The sequence below is a fragment of the Gramella sp. MAR_2010_147 genome, assembly GCF_900105135.1.
Classification (GTDB): domain Bacteria; phylum Bacteroidota; class Bacteroidia; order Flavobacteriales; family Flavobacteriaceae; genus Christiangramia.
Genome location: NZ_LT629741.1, coordinates 110,074 through 134,488, shown reverse-complemented (window position 1 = coordinate 134,488; position 24,415 = coordinate 110,074). Strand labels below are relative to the sequence as shown.

The window sequence follows — 24,415 nt, the reverse complement described above, 5'->3', positions numbered from 1 at the left end:
AGTTGGTTATTTTACTTTAATAGAGAACATTTTATTGTCTTCCAGGAATCCGGTTAACCTATCATCAGGATTAACTTTTCCTACACCTGCAGGAGTTCCTGTAAATATAACATCCCCTATTTTTAGGGTGAAATACGTCGAAATATAAGCAATTAATTCATCAATTTTCCAAAGCATATGGGAGGTATTTCCCTGCTGAACCATCTCATCGTTTCTTTGCAGACTAAAGCTAAGATTGTTCACATTAGACAACTCACTCTTATCCAACCACTTATTTCCGACTACCGCTGCACCATCAAATGCTTTAGCTTTTTCCCACGGCAGGCCTTTCTCCTTTAATTTTTGCTGAAGATCCCTTGCCGTAAAGTCTATTCCCAAACCTACTTCATCATAATATTTATGTGCAAATTTCTCCTGAATATGTTTTCCTATCTTTTTGATCTTTATTAGAACTTCCACCTCGTAGTGAACATCATTAGAAAAATCTGGAATAAAGAAGGGTTGTTTTTTTAATAATATCGAGGTATCCGGTTTTTGAAAGATCACAGGATCTTCAGGTCTTTCGTTCTTTAATTCCTCTATATGCTCTGTATAATTACGACCTACACAAATGATCTTCATTAGGAAAGCTTATTATTGAGTTTGCGAAGTTTGATCGCGGTAAGTACTTTTTTCGTGTATAACGGGAAATCTGCATTCTGAATCCATCCAAAATACCCCGGCTCATCCTCCAACACCTGCTCTACATGCTTTCCTTTATACTTCCCGAAAGAGAAGACTTCCTTGCCTTTTTTATCAAAGCTTATAAATCCGGCAAAATCGGCGAATTTTCTCCTTGAACTGAAATCTGCCAGCCACTTCATATCATTTTCAAGATCTTCGTATTTATCCAGCTGGGATTTTAGAACCTCGTAGGTAGCTTCAGTATCTGCTTCTGCCCCATGAGCACCCTCCAGCTCCTTTCCGCAGTAAAATTGATAGGCTGCAGATAAGGTTCGTTGCTCTTTTTTATGGAAGATCGTTTGAACATCCACCGCAACTACATTCTTCATTTCAAAATCGATATCAGCACGCAACAATTCCTCCACCAGAAGAGGAATATCAAAACGATTAGAGTTATAACCACCTAAGTCACAACCCTTTATAAGATCATGAATTTTTTGAGCTAGTTCCTTAAAAGTAGGTTCATTTGCTACTTTCTCATTTGTAATTCCATGAATAGCTATGACCTCAGCAGGGATTTCCCTCTCAGGATTTACAAGCCAGGTATGACTTTCCTTATTCCCATTGGGAAATACTTTTAGAATAGCAATTTCAACAATTCTATCCTTGGAAATATTGGTACCAGTAGTTTCAAGATCAAAGAAACAAATAGGTTTGGTAAGCTTAAGATCCATATTTTAAAATTTGCGTAAAGTTAGTATAATTTGATAATCTGAATAAGATATGTACCGGAATTGGATCGTAATTTTTCCATTAAACAATAAAAAAAAGCCACGTAAAACGTGGCTTTTAAAGTTTATCTTTTTAGAAAATTATAGCTCCCTGTTCTTGTCAAAATCTTCAAGGTATTGAGCTACTCTTTGAACAAATTGCCCTCCCAAAGCACCATTGACCACTCTATGATCATAGCTATGAGAAAGGATCATCTTGTAACGAATCCCTATAAAATCACCATCTGGTGTTTCAATTACCGCAGGCATCTTTCTAATAGCCCCCAAAGCCAGAATACCAACCTGAGGCTGATTAATAATTGGAGTTCCCATGATACTTCCAAAGGTACCTACATTAGTAACCGTATACGTTCCGCCCTGAATATCGTCTGGCTTCAGTTTATTCTGTCTCGCACGATTTGCAAGATCATTTACCGCCTTAGCCATTCCAACAAGGTTCAGCCTGTCTGCATTCTTAATTACCGGAACAATTAAGTTACCATCTGGTAGTGCTGCTGCCATTCCCAGATTGATATTTTTCTTTTTGATCACTTTCGTAGCATCTTCATTCACCGAAATGTTGATCATAGGGAAATCCCTGATCGCCTTTGCCACTGCTTCCATAAAAATTGGCGTGAAAGTAAGTTTTTCACCTTCCTTTTTCTGAAAATCAGCTTTATGCTTATTTCTCCAGTTCCAGATATTGGTCACATCAACTTCTATAAAAGACTGAACGTGGGCAGATTTTTGAACGCTATCTACCATATGGTGAGCGATCATTTTACCCATTCTGCTCATCTCTATGATCTCATCTTCTCCACTCACTACAGGCTCTGGCTGGTTGGAAACACCAGCTTCCATTCCTTTAGTATCAATAGATTTTCCTTTAGAAGCCTGTGATTTACCTGGCTGGGCACCTCTATTCTCTACATATCCAAGAATATCGTTTTTAGTAACACGACCTTCTTTTCCTGTTCCTTCTATACCTTCTAACTCTGATAAAGAGATTCCTTCTTCTTTAGCTATGTTCTTAACCAAAGGAGAATAAAACCTGGAAGAATCTGAATAATCTTCTGTAGTTTCAGAAGATGCAGTCGATTTTGCAGTTTCTACAGTTTCTGCTACCTCGGCAGCTTCAGCTAGTTCATCATTTTCATTTTCAGCATCATCTGTCCCACCTTCAACTTCACCATCAGTTTCTATGATGGCAATAGTTTGCCCAACTTTTACAACATCATCTGCTTCAAAGAGTTTTTCAACCAGCTTACCATCAACCTCACTTGGCACCTCGCTATCCACTTTATCTGTAGCGATTTCAAGAACCGGTTCATCCATTTCTATCGTATCCCCAACTTCTTTAAGCCAGCTAGTTATAGTTGCTTCAGCAACACTTTCACCCATCTTGGGTAACTTTAATTCAAATTTTGCCATATCTTTAAATCAGATGTGATTTTTGTTATTTGAGTTGCGAATTTAATCAAAACACCGCTTATTAAATATTAAAAAATCAATAAAATTGATTTATACTGATTTTTTTATAGCGAAACAATCCGTTTAAATTCCTGCTAAAATTACAATTTCAACTACGCAATAGAAAAAAATTTGCTCATTTTTAAAGATTAATGAGTAGATAAAAAAAGGCTTATCTAAGATTTCATCGAACTTTCAAAGGGAATTCTGTTGGTAATGGAGCGACCCAACGTCACTTCGTCTGCATACTCAAGCTCATCGCCAACCGAAATACCTCGAGCGATCGTGGAGGTCTTTATAGAACTCCCTCCTAACTGCTTGAAAATATAAAAATTCGTAGTATCCCCTTCTAAAGTGCTGCTTAGAGCAAAAATGATCTCATCTATCTTTCCTGTCTCCACTTTTTCTATAAGGGGTTTAATGCTTAACTGAGAAGGTCCAATTCCATCCATGGGGCTGATTTTCCCGCCAAGCACATGATAATGTCCTCTATATTGACCCGTATTCTCTATAGCCATCACATCTCGAATATCTTCCACCACACAAACAATTTCTGAAACTCGCGACGGATTCGCACAGATCTCACACAATTCACGATCACTAATATTGTAACAATTACTGCAAAGCTTGATATTCTGTCTCAAATCTATTAAAGCTTTAGACAACTGACTTGTTTGTTCCTCAGGCTGTTTTAATAAATGCAATACCAACCTTAAAGCTGTTCGCTTACCTATTCCCGGTAATTGAGACATTTGGTCTACCGCCTGCTCCAGTAATTTTGAAGAAAAATCCATATGCGAATTTATGATTTTTTCAGCGGATGAAATTACTTAATGCTTAATTTGTAAATTGCTCCGCAGAACTACTATTATGCAACCATACCAAGTCCTTATCCTTATAGCCGCCTATTTTTCGGTACTTATATTAATTTCTTATTTCACCGGCCGTGGCGGCAGTAATGCTGAATTTTTTAAAGCTAACAAACAAGCTCCATGGTACCTGGTTGCATTTGGAATGATTGGTGCCTCCCTTAGCGGGATCACGTTTATCTCTATTCCCGGAACAGTTGAAGCTGATTCTTTCAGTTACTTTCAGGTGGTTCTGGGTTATACGGTAGGTTACGCGGTTATTGGGCAGGTCTTACTTCCACTTTATTATAAGATGAATCTGACTTCCATCTACACCTATCTGGACAGTAGATTTGGTAATGCGTCATATAAAACAGGGGCTTCTTTTTTCCTATTATCAAGGGTGGTAGGGGCTAGTTTCAGGCTTTTCCTGGTTGCAAATGTACTTCAGCTTATTGTTTTTGACACCATGGGCGTTCCTTATTATGTAACTGTAACCATTACTATTTTACTCATATGGCTCTATACTTTTAAAAGCGGAATAAAAACAATTATCTGGACAGATACGCTGCAAACATTTTTTATGCTACTTGCCCTTGGGATCACTATCTATTTTATTTCTGAAGATCTTGGATTTAATTTAAGTAATCTATTCGGCTATCTGGCGGAAAGTGAACATTCCAGGATCTTCTTTTTTGACGACTGGAAAAGCAAAGATCATTTCGTTAAGCAGTTTCTATCAGGTGCGTTTATAGCCATTGTAATGACAGGTCTTGATCAGGATATGATGCAAAAAAACCTTACCTGCAGAAGTTTGAAAGATGCTCAAAAAAATATATTCTGGTTTACCATAGTACTGGTAATTGTCAACTTCCTATTTCTCGCCTTAGGAGTTCTTTTAACGGATTATGCAGATATAAACGGGGTATCTGAAGTCAAAGATGATCTTTTCCCTGCTATTGCTACCAGTGGCAATCTGGGAATGGCTGTAGCGACTTTCTTTATTCTGGGATTAATAGCAGCAGCTTATTCCAGTGCCGATAGCGCATTAACTTCACTTACTACCTCTTTCAGTATTGATATTCTAGACATTGAAAAAAAGTATGATGAAAAGAAACAGGTACGAATTAGAAAACAAATTCATATAGCTATATCAGTCTTACTAATTCTCGTAATGCTCGCTTTTAAATACGCAATTGCAGATAAAAGCGTAATTAATAAGCTTTTTCAGTTTGCAGGATATACCTATGGGCCATTACTGGGATTATATGCTTTTGGATTATTTACCAGATGGAAAATCAAAGATAAACTGGTACCATTAGTAGCGATCTTAGCCCCTGTTTTATCTTATATAATTAGTCTGAACAGCCTGGTATGGTTTGGGTTTGAATTTGGATTCTTTATACTTATCCTCAACGGATTCTTAACTTTTTCAGGACTAGTATTGCTTCGAAGAAAGCATCACTAACGTGCAGGCATTTTCAAAATAGATCTCATTTTCCCTCAAAATATTATAAAGTTCAGGGTTTTCAGTTCCCGGATTAAATATTACCCGCTCCGGTTTCAAGGATAGGATATAATCATAATATTCTTTCTGCCGCTTTGCATTAAGGTACAAAGTGACAGTATCTACATCTTCAAATGGGACTTTATCAGTTTCAATTTGAACTCCTTCAACATTTCCCTTACGTAAACCAATAGCCACCGTAGGCTGGCCATGCTTTACAAGACGGTTAATTGCAAGATTAGAATATCGGGTTGTATTCAACGAAGCTCCTAAAACGAGTGTTTTTTTCTGCATATTTCAAAGTTAAACAAATTTTTGTGTAACATTTAAAAGCTTTTGAAGTCTTTAGATTGAGGTCCGGACCTTGCAAGACCATCCTATTAATTTTGATGGTTAGTGTTAATAAAGATGGTTTTGCTAAAACCTGCATTTCTTTATAGAGATGCAGGTTATTTTTTACATAATTCCTGTAACAAAAATAAATTCCAGTCGTCATACTTATACACAAGATCATCAAAATACGTTGTGATGCGTCAATCTAGTATGTATTACAAAGTAACTTGTTAAACATAATTCATCAAAACATCAATCAAAATGAAACACTTATTTTTGAGTATTCTGCTATTCACATCAGCCATCAGCATGGCTTTTACAGATCCGGTCGGGAAAATTTCAGGATCGGTTATCGATCAGGAATTAAATGAACCTATCCCCTACGCTACTATTATTATCAATGACATGGAAGGGAATTTGGTCACCGGTATCACTTCTGGTGATGACGGTACTTTTCTTATTGAAAATGTGAAGGCCGGTGATTATGTGTTTAAAGTGCAATTCATCGGTTATAAGACTTTTAGTAAAGAAATTCAAATCAGTCGAAATAGCACCAATATCGAAATCGGGCAAATTAAATTGGAACCCAATATTGCCATGCTGGATGAAACTGTGGTTATTGCTGAAAGAACAACTATAGAACAACGTGTTGATAGAAAAGTTATTAATATTGGAAAAGATTTAATGACTACCGGTTCCAGTGCTTCTGAAATCATGGTAAATATCCCTTCGGTCAATGTAGATCAGGATGGCAATATTTCGCTTCGGGGAAACTCTAATGTGAGAATTCTTGTGGATGGAAAACCTACCAATATGGATCCTGCACAGCTATTAAAGCAAATTCCTTCTACGTCTATTAAGAGCATAGAATTAATCACGAACCCTTCCGCTAAATATAATCCCGAAGGTATGAGCGGGATCATCAATATCGTACTTCATAAAAATGCGAATCAGGGCTTCAATGGAAACCTGAACACAGGAGTAACTTTTGGTGAAAATACAAGGTTTAACGGTACATTGGATATGAACTACCGAAAAGGAAAATTCAATATTTACACTAATCTTGGAACTAATGTGGGTCCGCGTGAAAACGGAGGAACGTTAGGGCTTCCTGAACAGAACATCGAGCAGGTTTTTAGTGTAGCCAATGAAAGAACTTCTTATTTGTATAAAGTAGGGGTGGATTTTTATCTCGATAAGAAAAATACCATGTCTTTTTATACGAACCAGGGACGCTTTAGCGGTGGTCCAGACGGATTCATTTCAGTTACCGATTTTGATAATCCGTCCATGGATCTTACCCAGCTTCTCGACATAAATATGGACAATAGAAATTCTGCATACAATTTCCTATATGATCACGATTTTGAAAAAGCTGGTCATGATATCCAATTTGAGCTGGATTATAACGATTTTGAAGAAGAAGAGAATACAAGCATAGACTTTAGAGATACCGAGCTGGATTTTATTCCCTACAAAGATTTTGTACTTCAAAACCGGCAAAATTTTACAGGAAATATAGATTATATCAACCCTTTAAGTGATGTTTCTAAATTAGAAATGGGTGCTGAAGTTCGTTTACTGGATACAGATAACGATTACGAGACTACTAATCCAGATTTCTTTGATAGCGATTATCAATATAACCGTGATATTTACAGTTTTTACACCACATTTGGTCAAACATTTGAAAAGTGGTCCTATCAATTAGGAGCCAGGCTGGAAAAATTTAATGTAGATGCGATCTACAATGGTAATCTGGTTTATGAAGACGATTATTTTACGCTATACCCATCGGGGTTTATAAGTTATACTCCGGGCGAAAAAAACTCCTATCAATTAAGCTATAGCCGAAGAGTAGATAGGCCAGGATTTGGGCAGGTAAACCCCATTAGAGAAGTTGCTTCTCCAAGATTAACGGTTGCCGGTAATCCTGAATTAAGACCGCAATTCACCAATTCTATTGAATTAAATTACACCCGAAAACTTGGAAAAAAAGGAAGTCTTACCAGCGGAGTTTTTTACCGAAGAACACAGGATGAGATCAACCAGGTATTTACTACAGAAGAAAACGATCCAGGATCTATATTTTTAACCTATGATAACTTCGATTCTAATGACTCTTATGGTGCTGAATTTTCAGCTAATTATAAATTCACCGATTGGTGGAGTACCAATACAGGACTTGAACTTTATGGCCAGACGCTTAAAGGAGTAGCTGGAAATGAGTTCATTGAAATTGACAATAAAGCCTACACATTTAGAACCAATCATAACCTGAAAGCAACCGAAGCCTTGACATTTTCACTTTTCGGATTTTATCGAAGTAAAAGTCAGGATCTTCAGTTAGACATCAAACCTATGTATTTCATGAATCTTGGGGCCAGGTATTCTTTCCTGGAAGATAATAAAGCTACGTTAAGTTTAAATTTCAATGATGTATTCGACACTCAGGAATTTAGAGTTGAAGACGGAAGACCTTTTGAACAAACGGGAAGATTCAAGGGAGAAACGCAGACCGTTTATTTAGGATTTTCTTACAGGTTTGGCGGCGGAAAAAACAAAGCTTTAAAACGTAAAAGCCGTGACAATGATGAGTCTGGTGGTGGCGGAGTGTTTTAAAAAACAAATGAATTAGCCAAAAAAATGCCCCGAAAATTCGGGGCTTTTTTTATAATATAAGATCAATTTATTATGCGTTTACCGCATACATTTTTTCTCTTTGCTCTTTGATATTTTTATCGCTCATATACTCATCAAAACTTAGGTAGCGATCTATCACTCCGCCAGGAGTAAGCTCGATCACCCTGTTTGCCACTGTTTGCGCAAATTCATGGTCATGAGTGGTAAATAGCACGGTTCCCTTAAAATTCTTCAATGAATTATTAAATGCTGTAATAGACTCGAGATCAAGGTGGTTTGTTGGCTCATCCAGCATAAGAACATTTGCTCTTATCATCATCATTCTACTCAACATACAACGAACTTTTTCCCCTCCAGAAAGCACTCTACAGGTTTTTAAAGCCTCTTCCCCGCTAAATAACATTTTACCAAGGAACCCTCTAATGTAAACTTCTTCTCTTTCTTCTTCTGAAGTTGCCCACTGGCGTAACCAGTCTACCAGTGTAAGATCGTTATCAAAGAAATCTGAATTATCTGCAGGTAAATATGATTGAGAAGTAGTTACACCCCATTGATATTTACCACTTACAGCCTTCTGTTTCCCATTGATAATTTCGTAAAACGCAGAAGTCGCCCTGGAATCCTTTGAAAAAACAACCACTTTATCTCCTTTAGCGAGGTTGATATTTACATTTTTAAACAAGGTCTCTCCTTCAATACTGGCTTCCAGTTTCTCCACATTCAAAATCTGATCTCCAGCTTCGCGTTCTCTTTCGAAAATGATCGCAGGGTATCTTCTACTTGAAGGCTTAATTTCATCGATATTCAACTTATCTATCATTTTCTTTCTGGAAGTGGCCTGCTTACTTTTAGCAACGTTTGCGCTAAATCGCTGAATAAACTCCTGAAGCTCCTTCTTTTTCTCTTCAGCCTTTTTATTTTGCTGAGCCCTTTGTCTTGCAGCTAATTGAGAAGATTCATACCAAAAGGTATAGTTACCACTAAAATGATTGATCTTTCCAAAGTCAATATCAGAAATATGTGTACAAACCGAATCTAAAAAGTGACGGTCGTGAGATACCACGATCACCGTATTATCATAATTCGCAAGAAAATTCTCTAACCAACTGATAGTTTCATAATCCAGGTCGTTGGTAGGCTCATCCATGATCAAAACATCAGGACTTCCAAATAAAGCCTGTGCCAATAACACTCGTACTTTTTGTTTACCATCAAGATCTTTCAGTTGCGAATAATGTAAATCGGTTTTTATTCCAAGATTGGAAAGCATCGAAGCGGCATTACTTTCAGCGTTCCAGCCGTCCATCTCTTCAAACTGCACTTGTAATTCCCCTATTCTATCAGCATTTTCATCAGAATAATCTGCATATAAAGCATCCATTTCAGTTTTCACTTCAAAAAGAGGCTTATTTCCTCTCATCACTGTTTCTAAAACAGGGTACTCATCGAACACGTTATGATCCTGTTCAAGAACAGACATACGTTTACCTGGCTCTAAATGAACATGTCCAGATGTAGGCTCAGATTTCCCTGAAAGGATCTTTAAAAAAGTAGATTTTCCGGCACCGTTGGCACCAATAATTCCGTAACAATTTCCCTGAGTGAAGGTAGTATTCACTTCATCAAACAAAACACGTTTTCCAAACTGTACAGAAAGGTTTGATACTGAAAGCATAAACTGATTTAATTAATTTTTTGCAAAAGTAGGTATATTCAGCATCACTAGGAAAGATTAACGTTTTAAATATTTGTTTTAACGCGCACTTAACACGCCTCACTTTGAGCAGCTTATATATTTGTTAAAAAATGGGGTAGACCGATATACTCTGTGGCCCAATACTGCAAATGAAGTATCTCTTTTTTTTAAGTTTATGCTGTGTGCTTCTGTTCACGGGATGTAAGGATAATTCTACGGAAGCTGACTCCGTATTCATAGGAGGGCAGATCAATAATCCTGAAACAGATTATGTCGTTATTTCCAGAGAAAATAGAACGATAGACACGCTTTACCTTGATGGCAAAAATCAGTTTGGAAAAGACTTTAAGAATTTAGAACGTGGAATTTATACGTTTAGACACCCTCCGGAAAGCCAGATTATTTATACAGAACCAGGGGATAGTATAGTTATATGGCTAAACACCCTGTCTTTTGATGAATCTTTAAATTTTAGTGGTGAAGGAGCTGGTAAGAGCAACTTTTTATTAGACATGTTCCTGAAGAATCAGAGCAATAACGACCTTATTCTTACCTACTACAAAATTGAACCGGCCAAATTTGCAAAAATCACCGATTCTATAAAGGCTAACAGGCTTCAATATCTTGAAGAACTTGAAGATAAAAATGAATTTTCAGATGAATTTTTAAAAATAGCACGAACAAGTATAAATTATGAATTTTATGATTTAAGAGAAAGATATACCTTTCTAATTAAAAAATACTACAACAATTTTGCTCAAAATATTCCCGAAGATTTTCATGACTATCGTTCTGAAATAAATTTTAGTAATGAAGAGCTACAGGACTACTATCTTTATACAAATTTAATAGACGATTTTCTTCGCTCCCGAGCACTGGAATATTGCCTTTCCAATCATGAAGATCACAAAGACTGTTATAACCTAAATAGTTATAAAAATCTGGAAAGTCGTATACTTTTAATCGATTCTTTATCTACCCTGAAACCTTTAAAACATGAGTTTCTTGAAAGATTTGCTTCTCAATTGATCATCATGGCAGAAACTGAATCCAGAATCGATTCTATTTTAAATCTGCTTAAAAAAATTGATTATCCAAACATGGAGCGCATGAAAGATCTTGCTGATTTACAGCGGGATTATTTTGTTGGCACCTCCCTGAATTCTCTTCAAATTAGAAACACAGAGAACGAAATTACTACGTGGGGGGAAGTTATAAATAAGCCTACCATCAATTACGCCTGGTCCATGAATGCTCCTGCGAGACATCGTATTCAGCATAAATTTGTTGAAGAATTAAGAAAGAAATATCCTGAAATTGATTTTATGGGTATTAATGTAGATCTTGATGAAACCGAAGAATGGCTTAGAACACTGGAGACCTATGGTTACGACAAGGAAAAACAGTTCCAGATCACTCAGAGAGAGGCTAGCAATGAAGTTTATAAGAAATACCTATATAAGGTAATTTTACTTTCTGCCGAAGGTAAAATACTTAAAGGTGATTTGAACATTGGGAGTCCGGATTTCGAAGAAAAACTTCTTAGCTATCTCAACAAATAAAAAAAGGCCACCTCTTCAGATAGCCTTTTTCATTTCAATAATTTTACAAATATTTACTTATTTCCTTTCTTATAATCTGCAAGGAATTTCTCCAAACCAATATCGGTTAATGGATGCTTAAGCAATCCTTCGATAGAAGATAACGGTCCCGTCATTACATCAGCGCCAAGTTTAGCGCATTCCAGTACGTGCATCGTATGTCTTACAGAAGCTGCAAGAATTTCAGTTTCAAACCCATAATTATCATAGATCAACCTTATTTCAGCAATAAGATTTAAACCGTCTGTAGAAATATCATCCAGTCTCCCTATAAAAGGCGAAACATAAGTAGCACCCGCTTTTGCAGCCAATAAAGCCTGCCCCGCCGAAAATACCAACGTACAGTTAGTCCTGATACCTTTATCACTAAAATATTTAAGAGCTTTCACCCCCTCTTTGATCATTGGAACCTTTACCACGATCTGGTCGTGTAATTCTGCAAGTTCCTCACCTTCTTTCACCATCCCGTCAAAATCTGTGGAGATCACCTCAGCACTTACATCTCCTTCAACCAGGTCACAGATCTTTTTATAGTGTTTAAAAATATTGTCTTTTCCCGTAATTCCTTCCTTCGCCATAAGCGATGGGTTTGTAGTTACGCCGTCTAATACGCCAAGATCCTGTGCTTCTTTGATCTGGTCCAGATTGGCGGTATCAATAAAAAATTTCATAGTTGTGTGTTATTTTGAATATTAATGAAATACGTTTTTAGCTATCCTAATAAAATTACAATTTATAATGCTTCATTAGCATCTTTTCATAGAGTTTATCTGGCAACAGGCTTTTCAGTTTTACTGAAATTTTCTGCAACCTATCCCCCACTTTATAATGAACTTTAGGATCTTCAGTTTGAATGATCTTTAAAATTTCATTTGCCATTAACTCCGGATCCTGCCCTGCATCTACATGCTTATTCATAATTGCCAGTGTATCCCCATATACCTTTTCATAAGGAGAACCTTTGGTAACCGGGGCATGGTACCTTCCTGAAGCAATATTGGTCGCGAAATCCCCGGGAGCAACATTCGTCATTTTAATCCCGAACTGTTTCAACTCCATTCTATAGGCTTCTGCAGTAATTTCTAAAGCACTTTTAGTGGCAGAATAAATTCCTCTATATGGTAAGCCCATATACCCGGCAATAGAGGTTATATTTATAATAAGACCAGAGCCATTCTTCCTCATAACAGGAAGTACGTTTTTGATCATATTTAAAGGGCCAAAATAATTAGTGTCAAAGGCTTTTTTGATTTCAATTTCCGGAGTTTCTTCTATAGGCCCCGTAATTCCAACCCCGGCATTATTGATAAGGATATCAATCTTCCCTTCTTTCTGAAAAACTTCCTGAACAGCGCTTCTTATAGTTTCTTCTTTGGTCACATCTAACTGAACGAAATTAAACGAAACCTGAGAAGAATCTTTAGAACTCCTACTGGTACCATAAACCTTAAAATTTCGTGTGCTTAAATAGTTCGCGATGGATTTTCCTATTCCGGAAGAAGCGCCGGTAATGAGTACCACTTTTTTTGAAGACTCCCCTTTTTTCATATCGCACAAATATGCAATAAATTTAGGAATTAGTAGAAACAAAAAATGGCAAGCGACCCACATCACACCGCTACGACCGCCTACCCTTGCTGCGTTCCCGCCCTGGGGGATTCAGCAGGAGCTGGTTGTGTGGGACTTGCCGGTGCAAATATACAATCTTTGTATATTTTGACAAGCTTTTTTTAATGTGAATTGGTTAATTTAGCTGAGTATTCAAGCCTATTTAATGATGATTAAATTTAACTTACTGTTACTCTTTATTTTAAACTTTTTATTTTTTTCCTGCGGAAGTAATAATAGCAATAAAAAATCTGATTTTTCTTTGAAGATCATTGATAATAAGTCAGAATTCAAATTGAATCAGAGCCTGGACGCGTCTATTATCAATAGTAAAAACAAAACAATTGATTCTGTTGCCTTCTATTTTGGAAATGAATATTTGAAAAGTTCAAATAACGGAGATTTCAATTTAGAACTTCAAAATGTACTTTTAGGCAATCAGAAGTTGACAGCAATAGTATATTCCGAAGAGTCAACAGACACCCTATCTAAAAACTTAAAGATACTCAATACGCAAGCTCCTAAAGTATATACCTATGAAATAGTAAATACCTTTCCTCATGATATTGCATCTTACACACAGGGATTGGAATTTCATGGCGACACCTTATATGAAAGCATTGGCCAATATGGAAGCTCGAAATTAAGAAAACTTGTTCTTGAGTCTGGGGAAGTGTTAAAAGAAATAAAATTAGACGATCAATATTTTGCAGAAGGGCTAACTATTTTAGATGACAAACTCTTTTTGCTCACCTGGCAGGAAGGTGAAGGTTTTATTTATAACCTGGATACTTTTAAAAAAACCGGAACTTTCGGCTATAATCAAAGTAAGGAAGGCTGGGGACTTTGTAATAATGGAGATAAGATCTTTAAAAGTGATGGCACCGAAAAGATCTGGATTTTAGATCCTGAAACTTTGGCCGAACAAAGTTATATTCAACCAACACACCATAAATCCATTTCCACAAAATTAAATGAACTGGAATGGGTTGATGGGAAAATCTACGCGAATACCTACCAGAAAGATGGGGTGGCGATAATTAATCCTGAAAATGGTGCAATTGAAGGTTTAATTAACTTCAGCGGATTGAGAGATCAAGTTACTCAACATGATAAACTGGATGTTCTAAATGGGATTGCCTATAATCCCGATACCAACAAATTATATGTTACAGGAAAGAACTGGGATAAGATCTTCGAAGTAAAAATCATCGAAAAGTAATGGAGATCAATCCTGAAATTTACGAAAAAACACTGGTTGTTAAAGAGAAAAATCTTGACAAACAGAAGCATGTTAATAACGTTGAATACCTGCAATGGGTTCAGGATGTGGCTGAAGAACATTGGGAGAAAAGAGCTTCAGAAGCACAAAAAACTAAAGTGATCTGGGTAGTTGTAAAACACGAGATCAGTTACAAAAAAGAAGCTTTCCTTGGCGACCCTATTTTACTTCAAACGTATGTGGGAGATGCCACTCATGTAACTTCCATAAGACATGTAATTATAAAAAATGCTGATACCGATAAAGTTTTGGCCGAAGCAAAAACCACCTGGTGCTTACTGGACAAGGAAAGCAAAAAACCGGTAAAGATCTCTGAAGAATTGAAAAGAGTGTTTTTACAATAGTAGTTAAGAACACTCGTCATATTATCTCGACCAACGGGAAAGATCTCTTTTCACCAAAATCCTGGTTAAAAAATTTCAAAAGCTTCCTAATACAGATTTCACACTTTGTCATGCTGCTTTCGAATTGACAGAAAAATTATAAGTTGGTTTAAAATAATAAAAAAAGCCATTCGCGAGAATGGCTTTCTGATCCTTTATATTTTCCGGCTTAAGCTACAAATAAAGGTTTACCACTCATCATGGAATTAACTTCAGCTTTCACTTTTTCAAGTTCAGCACCACCTTCAATATTGTTAATTACCCGGTCTATGAGCTCAACGATCTTTGTCATATCTGCTTCCTTTAAACCACGGGTAGTCACGGCTGGTGTTCCAATTCTTATTCCGGAGGTTACAAAAGGTGATTTGTCATCAAACGGAACCATATTCTTATTCACCGTAATATCTGCTTTACTCAAAGCTTCTTCCGCTTCTTTTCCACTTACATTCTTATTTCTAAGATCTATGAGCATCATGTGGTTATCGGTTCCACCGGAAATAACTTTATAATCTTTATCTACAAAAGCCTGAGCCAGTTTTTCAGCATTTTTCTTAACCTGCACTGTATAATGAAGAAACTCATCAGTCAATGCTTCTCCAAAAGCAATCGCTTTAGCGGCAATAATATGCTCTAAAGGACCACCCTGATTTCCTGGAAAAATCCCTGAATTCAGCATTGTGGACATTTTCTTTAGATTACCATTCTTCAATTTTTCACCAAAAGGATTCTCGAAATCTTTACCCATTAAGATAATTCCTCCTCTAGGCCCACGAAGGGTTTTGTGTGTAGTAGAAGTTACGATGTGGCAATGAGGTAGCGGATCACTAATTAAGCCTTTGGCAATCAAACCGGCTGGATGCGCCATATCTGCAACCAGAATAGCATCAACACTATCTGCAATTTCTCTAAATCTTTTATAATTTATATCTCTGGAATAAGCAGAAGCACCAGCAATAATCATTTTCGGCTTCTCCTTTTTAGCAATTTCAGCTACCGCATCATAGTCTATTAGCCCGGTCTCCTTATCTACTCCATAAAAAACCGGATTGTATAACTTTCCAGAAAAATTTACCGGAGAACCGTGTGTAAGATGACCTCCATGAGAAAGATCAAAACCAAGGAATTTGTCCCCCGGCTTCATCACGGTATGAAAAACTGCCGTATTTGCCTGTGAACCGGAGTGCGGCTGCACATTCGCATATTCAGCATTGAATAATTCTTTTAGACGGTCTATCGCAAGCTGTTCTACCTGGTCTACCACCTCACAACCTCCATAATATCTCTTTCCGGGGTAACCTTCAGCATATTTATTTGTAAGTACAGATCCTGCAGCTTCAAGTACCGCTTCACTTACAAAATTTTCACTTGCAATAAGTTCCAAACCATTTAACTGGCGCTCTTTTTCTTTAGCTATTAAATCAAATACCTGGGTGTCTCGTTGCATCACAAATTTTTACGTTAAATATTCGGTAAAAATAACAAATACATTCGGTTAATTACAGGAAAATAATATATTTGAGTCAACTAGATTTTAACAAAAAACCAACATTTTTTATGTCAATTACCGCTAACGATCCAAATAGAAAAACCTGGTTGGATATTCCTGGCGATACCGATTTCCCTATTCAGAATATTCCTTTTGGAGTATTTCTTACCCGTGATGATGTGATCACCATTGGTACAAGAATTGGCGATTATGCGATAGATCTTGGAGCCCTACACCAATTGGGATATTTTGAAGGAATTCCACTAACCGATGATATATTCTTACAGGACACATTAAACGATTTTATATCTGACGGAAAAAAAACATGGCGATTGGTTAGAAACCGCATCGCTGATATTTTTGACGCTGAAAACTCAAAATTAAAAGATAATCAGGATCATAGAAATACGGTGCTGTTCACACTGGATGAGATTGAAATGCAGATGCCCGTACAGGTTGGAGATTATACAGATTTTTACTCTTCTAAAGAACATGCGACCAATATAGGCACCATGTTTAGAGATCCGGATAATGCTTTATTACCAAACTGGCTACATATCCCTGTAGGATATCATGGTAGAAGTTCTTCTATCATTCCATCAGAAATCCCGGTACACCGTCCACAAGGACAAACAAAACCGGCAGATTCAGATGAACCTGTATTTGGCCCTTCTCAAAGAGTTGATTTTGAACTGGAAATGGCATTTATCACTACAGACGCTAATCATCTTGGAGAGCCAATCCCGGTGAATGAAGCTGAAGATTATATTTTTGGAATGGTGCTTTTCAATGACTGGAGTGCTCGAGATATTCAAAAGTGGGAATATGTGCCACTAGGGCCATTTCTCGCTAAGAACTTCGCTTCTTCTATTTCCCCATGGATCGTCACTATGGATGCTTTGGAGCCTTTTAGAACAGCAAGTCCAAAACCTGAAAAGGAATTACTTCCATACTTAAAATATAAAGGAGAAAAGAGCTTTGATATTAATCTTGAAGTTTTTATACAGCCTGAAGGCGGTGAAGAAAACTCTCTTTCTAAGTCAAACTTTAAATATCTTTACTGGAACATGAGTCAGCAGCTCGCTCATCATACGGTGAATGGTTGCCCGGTAAACTCTGGTGATATGATGGCTTCGGGAACAATTTCCGGATCATCAGAAGATTCATTCGGCTCTATGCTCGAACTTTCCTGGGGAGGTAAAAAACCTATCAAGCTGAAAGATGGATCTGAACGAAAATTTGTTGAGGATAATGACACCGTAATCATGAGAGGATTTTGCCAGAATGGGAATTCCAGAATTGGTTTTGGTGAAGTAAAAAGTAAATTACTTCCGGTTTATCAGCCGAAGAAGAAATAAACAGTAATATCAGATAGTAAAAAAAGCCCTTGCTATACAGCATGGGCTTTCTTATTTTATCGTCTTCCTGAACTTGTTTCAGGACTTTTCAATTACTAATATTTTAAACCAAAAGCTGAAGCAGGTTTAGCTTGACGTGATTTTCTTTAGTATTTCGCTACCCTTCGGTTGTTTCAGAATCTCTTATCGCTATACTAAACCAGTTCCTTCAGTTTACCAGCAGAAATTCCCTGATGTGAAGTATGATGCACCACTTCTCTGTTCTTTAAAACGATCAATTGCGGACTTTCATGTCTCACCTTAAATCTTTCAGCAATTTCATTGGAAATATCGCGATATGCCTTCAAGTCCAGAAAGTAAAGATCTATAGGTGCATTTTCATCCAGATCATAATCAGCCTCAAACATTTTTAAAACCATTCTACTAATACCGCATGTTGTAGAGTGTTTTAATATTGCTATAGTGCGATCTTCAGATCTCTTCTCGATCTTATCCAATTGTGCCATCGAATTTAAATCTATCCATGGTGTCGAAGTTTTCTTTTCTACACCTTCTTTCTTCTCTGAATTGAATATTTTATTAAATAATCCCATAACATTCTTTTTCGCAAAAGTAAATCTAACTAAATTTAATAGACTAAATTTTTGAATGTAATTTCAACAATTTTCAAACAAACTGCCTTTTTGTCTTTTGTTTTTAACGAATATATGTCAATTTGACATTTATTATAAATGGTATATCTATTGCCATAAAAATTTCAAAAAAAAGCATAAATGAATTTTAATAATTATACTATAAAATCACAAGAGGCTATCCAGCAGGCTCAACAGCTTGCTCAGGAAATGGGCCATCAGCAGATAGAAAACGAACATATTTTTAAAGCTATTACCATAGTTGATGAAAATGTAACTCCTTTCTTACTAAAAAAACTAAACATCAACATTAACCTCTTTACTCAAATTCTTGACAAGAGTTTAGAGAGTTTCCCAAAAGTGAGCGGCGGGGATATACATTTATCCCGTGAAGCCGGCAAAACAGTGAACGATGCTTCTTCCATTGCAAAAAAAATGGATGATGAATACGTATCTATAGAACATTTGATACTAGCCATTTTTAAATCATCCAGTAAAGTTGCCCGGATCTTAAAAGATCAGGGAGCTACTGAAAAAGGTTTGAAAGCAGCCATTTCAGAATTACGCCAGGGAGAGAATGTAACTTCTCAAAGTGCTGAAGAGACCTATAATTCTTTAGATAAATATGCCCGGAATTTAAATCAGCTGGCGGAGGAAGGAAAGCTTGACCCGGTAATAGGTCGCGATGAAGAAATTAGAAGAATTCTTCAGATTCTTTCTCGTAGAACCAAGAACAATCCAATGCTTGTAGGGGAACCTGGAACAGGTAAAACCGCGATCGCAGAAGGTCTTGCTCACCGAATTGTAGACGGTGATGTACCTGAGAACCTTAAAGATAAAAGAATTTATTCTCTGGACATGGGAGCTTTGATCGCAGGGGCCAAATACAAAGGTGAATTTGAAGAACGCTTAAAAGCCGTTATAAAAGAAGTTACTTCCAGTGATGGAAGTATTGTATTGTTCATAGATGAAATTCATACGCTTGTTGGCGCCGGTGGCGGCCAGGGAGCTATGGATGCTGCAAACATTCTTAAACCAGCACTTGCCCGCGGTGAATTAAGAGCGATTGGTGCCACAACTCTGGATGAATACCAGAAATACTTTGAAAAAGATAAAGCACTAGAACGTCGATTCCAGAAGGTAATCGTGGAGGAACCGGATACTGAAAGTGCCATTTCAATTCTTCGCGGAATCAAGGAGAAATACGAGACACACCACAAGGTTAGAATCAAAGATGAGGCTATTATTGCTGCGGTAGAACTTTCTCAGCGATATATAACCAATAGATTCCTTCCGGACAAGGCGATTGACTTGATGGATGAAGCGGCTTCAAAACTAAGAATGGAGATCAATTCTAAACCAGAAGAATTAGACGTACTTGATCGGAAGATCATGCAATTAGAGATCGAGATTGAAGCAATTAAGCGTGAAAAAGATGAAGCAAAGCTAAAATCGCTTCGATCTGATCTAGCAAACCTGAAAGAAGAGCGTAATGATCTGCATGCAAGATGGATGAGTGAAAAAGATATTGTAGATAATATCCAGAATGCAAAGTCTGAAATTGAAGAATATAAACTGGAAGCAGAAAGAGCTGAACGTGAAGGTGACTACGGCAAGGTAGCTGAAATTAGATACGGAAAGATCAAGGAAGCTCAGGAAAAACTTGAAAAGTTTCAAAAACAGGTAGCCGAAAATCAGAGTGAAAAATCTTTGATCCAGGAAGAAGTCACTAATGAAGATATTGCTGAAGTAGTGGCGAAATGGACCGGAATCCCGGTCACTAAAATGCTGCAAAGCGATCGTGAAAAATTACTTCGTCTGGAAGAAGACCTTCACAAAAGAGTCGTTGGCCAGGATGAGGCGATCATTGCGGTTAGTGATGCCGTAAGAAGAAGTCGTGCGGGATTGCAGGATCAGAACAGGCCTATTGGTTCATTTCTATTCCTCGGTACCACTGGAGTTGGTAAAACTGAATTAGCAAAGGCGCTTGCTGAATATTTGTTCGATGATGAATCTGCAATGACCCGAATAGACATGAGTGAATACCAGGAGAGACACTCGGTTAGTCGATTGGTTGGTGCACCTCCGGGATATGTTGGATACGATGAAGGTGGACAATTGACGGAAGCTGTTCGAAGAAAACCTTATTCTGTAGTGCTTCTTGATGAGATAGAAAAAGCGCACCCAGATACTTTCAATATATTACTTCAGGTACTTGATGAGGGAAGATTAACCGATAATAAAGGTCGTGTAGCAGATTTTAAGAACACTATCATTATTATGACCTCTAATATGGGTAGCCACATAATCCAGGAGAAATTCGAAAATATCAAGGATGTAGATACTGCCATGGAGACTGCAAAATCTGAAGTCTTAGGCTTATTAAAGCAAAGCGTACGTCCTGAGTTTATTAACAGGATAGATGATATTGTAATGTTTAGCCCGTTAACTCAAAAAGACATAAAAAAGATTGTAGGATTACAATTAAAAGGCTTGAAAAAGATGCTGGCGAAACAGCACATAGTGCTGGACGCTACCGAGGAAGCTATCAAATATCTTTCAGCAAAAGGATTTGATCCTCAATTTGGTGCGAGACCGGTAAAAAGGGTGGTGCAAAAAGAGGTTCTAAACAAACTTTCCAAAGATATTCTGGCAGGAAAAATTCAAACTGATAGTATTATTCTTTTAGATGAATTTAATGAAGAATTGGTATTTAGAAATCAAGGAGAGTTAAAAGAAAATGAATAGATCAAACTGGTATTAATAAAAACGGCGGTAGAGTGATCTACCGCCGTTTTTTTCATTAATTCATCAATCATCACCATCTATCAATTTCCTTTTTCAATTCTTCTTTAGACCTACCGGTCTTCTCCTGCATGCGACCAAGCATTTCGTCAAATTTTCCTTCAGAATATTTGACATCATCATCGGTTAGCTTACCATATTTCTGCTTAAACTCACCGCGAATTTGCTTCCATTTTCCTTCAATTTGATCTTCATTCATAACATATTGGTTTTAATCGTTAATAGAATAAAGGTATCTAAACATCACTCTTAGACCTCCTAAAAAAAAGCCATATTTGTCTTAAACATTTGTTATTTTTGGTCACCAACTTACATTCTTCATGAGACAAATAATTCTGCTTCTCCTTTTATATATAGTGTTAAGCAGCTGTGCAGTTACCCGAAAAATTGAAAATGATAATATTCAATTAAGGTTTTTAGATGAATATGTGTTAGCCTCAGATATACAGGTTAAAAAAACCCTTGTAGGCGGGTTATCTGGAATAGATTACAAAAACGGAAAATACTACCTGGTGAGCGATCAGGCATCCAATCCTAGAATTTACCAGGCGGATATTGATATTTTCAACAATACGATAAAAAATATTGAAATTAATCAACTCATAAAAGTTAAGAAACCCGCTAATTTCTCAAATAAAGTACTCGACCTGGAAGCGGTAAGTTTTGATGAAATGCGGGAGGAGTTTGTGGTGACCAGTGAAGGAATGATTGATGACGGTAAAGATCCCGGCATTTACAGACTGTCTAATACTGGAGAGATTCAGAATTCTTTTGAAATTCCTGAATATTTTAAGGCAAAAAAAGAACAAAAACCCAGAAACAATGGAGTTTTTGAAGGACTCACAGAAAGCTATGATCAGCAGGCATATTGGGTTGCAATGGAGTCTCCACTGGAAAAAGATTCTTCCAAACCAAAGATCTTCCCATCAAGATCGCATGTGCGCATCACTAAATTTGATAAGAACACAGGTGAGGCCATAGATCAGTTTGTTTATAAGCTGGATGGAATTGCCAAATTGCCTATTAATTATTTTGCGGTGAATGGCGTAACAGAAATTATCGAATATGCCCAGGATAAATTCTTAATTCTGGAAAGAGCCTATTCTGCAGGATATGGATCGCATGGAAATACTGTTAAAATATTTGAAGTTGACGCCTCTAAAGCTAGTAACACCCTGAATATTGATCAATTGAAAGGGCAAAAATATCAAACAGCGGAAAAGAAACTATTATTCAATTTTAATTCAGTGAAAAAGCAATTAACCAATAAAATTATAGACAATATTGAAGGGATGTGCTTTGGACCTGCGTTACAAAATGGAAAAAAATCTTTACTCCTTGTTTCTGATAATAATTTCAACAGTTTCGCTAAGCAGATAAATCAATTTATTTTAATGGAAATTGATATAAAACATCCGGCTACCGTAACAAATTAAAGAACTAACCGTCCTACCAACAAATAAAACATCATGGCAAATATTATTACACTTTTCTTTTCTATAATTCTGAGTTTTGGATCAAATACTGAACAGCAAATTCCTAAACCATCCAATGATTCTGTGACCACTTTTTATCTCATTCGGCATGCTGAAAAAGACAGAACAAACTCAGAAAATCATGACCCCGCTCTTACTGAAAATGGGCTAATGAGAGCTATAAACTGGGCCAAGGTTTTAAAGGAAGTTGAGTTTGATGCTATTTATAGCACAAATTACAAAAGAACCATCCAGACGGCTAAACCCCTGGCAGATCTTAACAAGTTAGAAATACTCCAATATGATCCCGCTAAATTATATGATTCGAACTTTCAAAAAACAACTTCCGGAAGAACGGTTTTAGTTGTGGGACATAGTAATACCACCCCACAGTTCGTCAATAAAATTTTGAATAAAAAGCAATATGAAAATATTGATGATTCAGAGAACGGAGCTTTGTTTATCGTACAGGTGTTGGAAGATGGCACCGTATTAAGCCAGATGATCTATATTAATTAAGAACCCAGTTTTACTTTTACATCCTTGGTCTCTATAAGTGAAAGAAGTTCCAGTTCTCGTTTTTCATAAAGACTATCTAAATCCTGAAGCGGAGTTGAGAGAATTTCGTATTTATAATTCTCGTAATCTACAAACCGAATCCCTTCGATGATGCGATGATTGAATGCTTTTCTAAACCGAATTCCACCATCATTCACTTCAAAATTATAAGCCAGATAATCCACTTCAAAATTCTGGGTGTCTATCCAATAAAGATATTCGTCTTCATGATCTGTGCCGCCACCGTTTTCCTCAAAGGTTACTTTTAACTCATAATATTCCCGCCCGGCGATACTATCCTTTCCAAGAAGTTCTTTATTGGCCGCACCGGCATTTAAACCGAAAGGCAACTGAACGAAATAGTGTACCGAATTAATTGAATTTCCAACCGGAAGTACTAAAGAATCCTGAAGTTTCACTAAAGTATCGTTCACATAACGCTCCAGACCATCATTATTCAAGATATCGTAAACCTTATTTCCAGCTGAATCTACCTCAGTTCTTTCAAATTGAAATTTCCCACCTTCCCTAATGCTTTTATAAGCTTTATTTCTGAATACAAAATCAATTTCAGCATTTTTATACCGATCCCCGCCTGCATTTTTTATCGCATTATTCACGATTTCATCTGTGGTAAGCTCCTTCTTTTTTTCTGAACAGGCTGAAAGAAGTAATATGATCAATAAAAGCGATAGGTATTTCATAGGGATCTTTTAATTGTCGCAAAAGTAAAAATTTTTGATTAGTCCGTGGCTGTAGATAATTTTAAAATTGCTTTAGTACAAAATTAGCTTAAAGCTTGTATTTTTGTGCTTATATGAAGAATTCTATCAACATAAAAAACCGTAAGGCCAAGTTCAATTATGAGTTTCTGGATAAGTACACCGCTGGAATTAAATTAGCAGGAACAGAGATTAAAGCTATACGGGAAGGGAAAGCAAATATTGCAGAAAGCTTTTGTGAATTTAACAATCATGAACTTTTTGTTATTAATATGCACGTTGAAGAATATTCGCATGCCACTCACTTTAACCATAATCCCAGGAGCCAGAGAAAGTTGTTACTGCAAAGAAGAGAATTGCGAAAACTGGAAAAAGAAGTCACCAATTCAGGTTTAACCATCATTCCGCTACGATTATTCATTAATGATCGCGGGCTGGCTAAATTACAGATTAGTCTCGCCAAGGGTAAGAAATTGTATGATAAAAGAGAGACTATAAAAGATCGTGAAAGTAAGCGTCGCTTAGATCGAATTCAAAAAGAATACAAATAAACCCAATAACTTTTCGTTCTCTTT

Annotated in this window: 22 protein-coding genes and 1 other RNA gene; 10 read left to right on the top strand and 13 right to left on the bottom strand. The window is 36.8% G+C overall.

Annotation, left to right across the window (positions count from 1 at the left end; genetic code table 11):
* Window positions 1-6: 6 nt before the first annotated feature.
* The 4 genes from BLT95_RS00650 to recR form a co-directional block, all read right to left on the bottom strand.
* Window positions 7-621: a fumarylacetoacetate hydrolase family protein gene (locus BLT95_RS00650; protein ID WP_089664156.1), complete on the bottom strand. Its 615-nt coding sequence runs from the start codon at window positions 619-621 to the stop codon at window positions 7-9.
* Window positions 621-1,397 (bottom strand): 3'-5' exonuclease, encoded by a 777-nt coding sequence (locus BLT95_RS00645; RefSeq protein WP_089664155.1) that lies wholly within the window; start codon window positions 1,395-1,397, stop codon window positions 621-623. The genes BLT95_RS00650 and BLT95_RS00645 overlap by 1 nt, the downstream gene beginning before the upstream one ends.
* A gap of 138 nt (window positions 1,398-1,535) precedes the next feature.
* Window positions 1,536-2,864 carry a dihydrolipoamide acetyltransferase family protein gene (locus BLT95_RS00640; RefSeq protein WP_089664154.1) on the bottom strand — a complete coding sequence of 443 codons (1,329 nt, stop codon included), beginning with the start codon at window positions 2,862-2,864 and terminating at the stop codon, window positions 1,536-1,538.
* Window positions 2,865-3,079: 215 nt separating this feature from the next.
* Complete coding sequence (gene recR, locus BLT95_RS00635; protein ID WP_089664153.1) at window positions 3,080-3,697, bottom strand: recombination mediator RecR; 618 nt, start codon at window positions 3,695-3,697, stop codon at window positions 3,080-3,082.
* Between the two features lie 76 nt (window positions 3,698-3,773).
* Here recR and BLT95_RS00630 point away from each other — a divergent pair, with 76 nt between their 5' ends.
* Window positions 3,774-5,219, top strand: a complete 1,446-nt coding sequence (locus BLT95_RS00630) for a sodium:solute symporter (RefSeq protein ID WP_089664152.1) — start codon at window positions 3,774-3,776, stop codon at window positions 5,217-5,219.
* On the opposite strand, the gene BLT95_RS00625 is transcribed toward BLT95_RS00630, so the two are convergent.
* Window positions 5,190-5,552 (bottom strand): CoA-binding protein, encoded by a 363-nt coding sequence (locus BLT95_RS00625; protein WP_089664151.1) that lies wholly within the window; start codon window positions 5,550-5,552, stop codon window positions 5,190-5,192. The two genes, BLT95_RS00630 and BLT95_RS00625, sit on opposite strands and share 30 nt — an antisense overlap.
* Window positions 5,553-5,852: 300 nt before the next feature.
* On the opposite strand from BLT95_RS00625, the gene BLT95_RS00620 reads away from it, so the two are divergent.
* Window positions 5,853-8,213: an outer membrane beta-barrel protein gene (locus tag BLT95_RS00620; RefSeq protein WP_089664150.1), complete on the top strand. Its 2,361-nt coding sequence runs from the start codon at window positions 5,853-5,855 to the stop codon at window positions 8,211-8,213.
* A gap of 70 nt (window positions 8,214-8,283) precedes the next feature.
* Here the strand turns inward: BLT95_RS00620 and BLT95_RS00615 are convergent, their stop codons facing one another.
* Entirely contained in the window at window positions 8,284-9,909 is a 1,626-nt protein-coding gene (locus BLT95_RS00615; protein WP_089664149.1) for an ATP-binding cassette domain-containing protein, read from the bottom strand.
* Between the two features lie 170 nt (window positions 9,910-10,079).
* Here BLT95_RS00615 and BLT95_RS00610 point away from each other — a divergent pair, with 170 nt between their 5' ends.
* Window positions 10,080-11,492, top strand: coding sequence for a hypothetical protein (locus BLT95_RS00610; protein WP_089664148.1), 1,413 nt, complete (start codon window positions 10,080-10,082; stop codon window positions 11,490-11,492).
* A 53-nt stretch (window positions 11,493-11,545) separates the two neighbouring features.
* On the opposite strand, the gene fsa is transcribed toward BLT95_RS00610, so the two are convergent.
* From fsa to ffs, 3 genes are all read right to left on the bottom strand, one after another.
* Window positions 11,546-12,202, bottom strand: coding sequence for a fructose-6-phosphate aldolase (fsa, locus tag BLT95_RS00605; protein ID WP_089664147.1), 657 nt, complete (start codon window positions 12,200-12,202; stop codon window positions 11,546-11,548).
* A 55-nt stretch (window positions 12,203-12,257) separates the two neighbouring features.
* On the bottom strand, window positions 12,258-13,079 hold the full coding sequence (locus BLT95_RS00600; protein WP_089664146.1) for an SDR family oxidoreductase: 822 nt from the start codon (window positions 13,077-13,079) through the stop codon (window positions 12,258-12,260).
* A 43-nt stretch (window positions 13,080-13,122) separates the two neighbouring features.
* Window positions 13,123-13,221, bottom strand: an RNA gene (gene ffs / locus BLT95_RS00595) — signal recognition particle sRNA small type.
* 87 nt (window positions 13,222-13,308) lie between these two features.
* Between ffs and BLT95_RS00590 the strand changes: the two genes are divergently transcribed.
* Window positions 13,309-14,361 (top strand): glutaminyl-peptide cyclotransferase, encoded by a 1,053-nt coding sequence (locus BLT95_RS00590; RefSeq protein ID WP_172822600.1) that lies wholly within the window; start codon window positions 13,309-13,311, stop codon window positions 14,359-14,361.
* On the top strand, window positions 14,361-14,765 hold the full coding sequence (locus BLT95_RS00585) for an acyl-CoA thioesterase (protein WP_089664144.1): 405 nt from the start codon (window positions 14,361-14,363) through the stop codon (window positions 14,763-14,765). Before BLT95_RS00590 ends, BLT95_RS00585 begins: the two co-directional genes overlap by 1 nt.
* 208 nt (window positions 14,766-14,973) lie before the next feature.
* Here the strand turns inward: BLT95_RS00585 and glyA are convergent, their stop codons facing one another.
* Entirely contained in the window at window positions 14,974-16,248 is a 1,275-nt protein-coding gene (gene glyA / locus BLT95_RS00580) for a serine hydroxymethyltransferase (RefSeq protein WP_089664143.1), read from the bottom strand.
* A gap of 110 nt (window positions 16,249-16,358) precedes the next feature.
* Between glyA and fahA the strand changes: the two genes are divergently transcribed.
* Window positions 16,359-17,648: a fumarylacetoacetase gene (gene fahA / locus BLT95_RS00575; RefSeq protein WP_089664142.1), complete on the top strand. Its 1,290-nt coding sequence runs from the start codon at window positions 16,359-16,361 to the stop codon at window positions 17,646-17,648.
* A gap of 194 nt (window positions 17,649-17,842) precedes the next feature.
* Here fahA and ytxJ read toward each other — a convergent pair whose 3' ends face one another.
* Window positions 17,843-18,241 carry a bacillithiol system redox-active protein YtxJ gene (ytxJ, locus tag BLT95_RS00570; protein ID WP_089664141.1) on the bottom strand — a complete coding sequence of 133 codons (399 nt, stop codon included), beginning with the start codon at window positions 18,239-18,241 and terminating at the stop codon, window positions 17,843-17,845.
* 180 nt (window positions 18,242-18,421) lie between these two features.
* Here ytxJ and clpB point away from each other — a divergent pair, with 180 nt between their 5' ends.
* Window positions 18,422-21,028, top strand: coding sequence for an ATP-dependent chaperone ClpB (gene clpB, locus BLT95_RS00565; protein ID WP_089664140.1), 2,607 nt, complete (start codon window positions 18,422-18,424; stop codon window positions 21,026-21,028).
* Between the two features lie 70 nt (window positions 21,029-21,098).
* On the opposite strand, the gene BLT95_RS00560 is transcribed toward clpB, so the two are convergent.
* Window positions 21,099-21,284: a CsbD family protein gene (locus tag BLT95_RS00560; RefSeq protein ID WP_089664139.1), complete on the bottom strand. Its 186-nt coding sequence runs from the start codon at window positions 21,282-21,284 to the stop codon at window positions 21,099-21,101.
* Between the two features lie 121 nt (window positions 21,285-21,405).
* On the opposite strand from BLT95_RS00560, the gene BLT95_RS00555 reads away from it, so the two are divergent.
* Both BLT95_RS00555 and BLT95_RS00550 read left to right on the top strand, forming a co-directional pair.
* On the top strand, window positions 21,406-22,521 hold the full coding sequence (locus tag BLT95_RS00555) for an esterase-like activity of phytase family protein (protein ID WP_089664138.1): 1,116 nt from the start codon (window positions 21,406-21,408) through the stop codon (window positions 22,519-22,521).
* Between the two features lie 33 nt (window positions 22,522-22,554).
* Window positions 22,555-23,079 (top strand): phosphoglycerate mutase family protein, encoded by a 525-nt coding sequence (locus BLT95_RS00550; RefSeq protein WP_089664137.1) that lies wholly within the window; start codon window positions 22,555-22,557, stop codon window positions 23,077-23,079.
* Here the strand turns inward: BLT95_RS00550 and BLT95_RS00545 are convergent.
* Window positions 23,076-23,822, bottom strand: coding sequence for a DUF6503 family protein (locus tag BLT95_RS00545; protein ID WP_089664136.1), 747 nt, complete (start codon window positions 23,820-23,822; stop codon window positions 23,076-23,078). The genes BLT95_RS00550 and BLT95_RS00545 overlap by 4 nt on opposite strands.
* 113 nt (window positions 23,823-23,935) lie before the next feature.
* Between BLT95_RS00545 and smpB the strand changes: the two genes are divergently transcribed.
* Entirely contained in the window at window positions 23,936-24,391 is a 456-nt protein-coding gene (gene smpB / locus BLT95_RS00540) for an SsrA-binding protein SmpB (protein ID WP_041250099.1), read from the top strand.
* The last annotated feature ends 24 nt before the right edge of the window (window positions 24,392-24,415 follow it).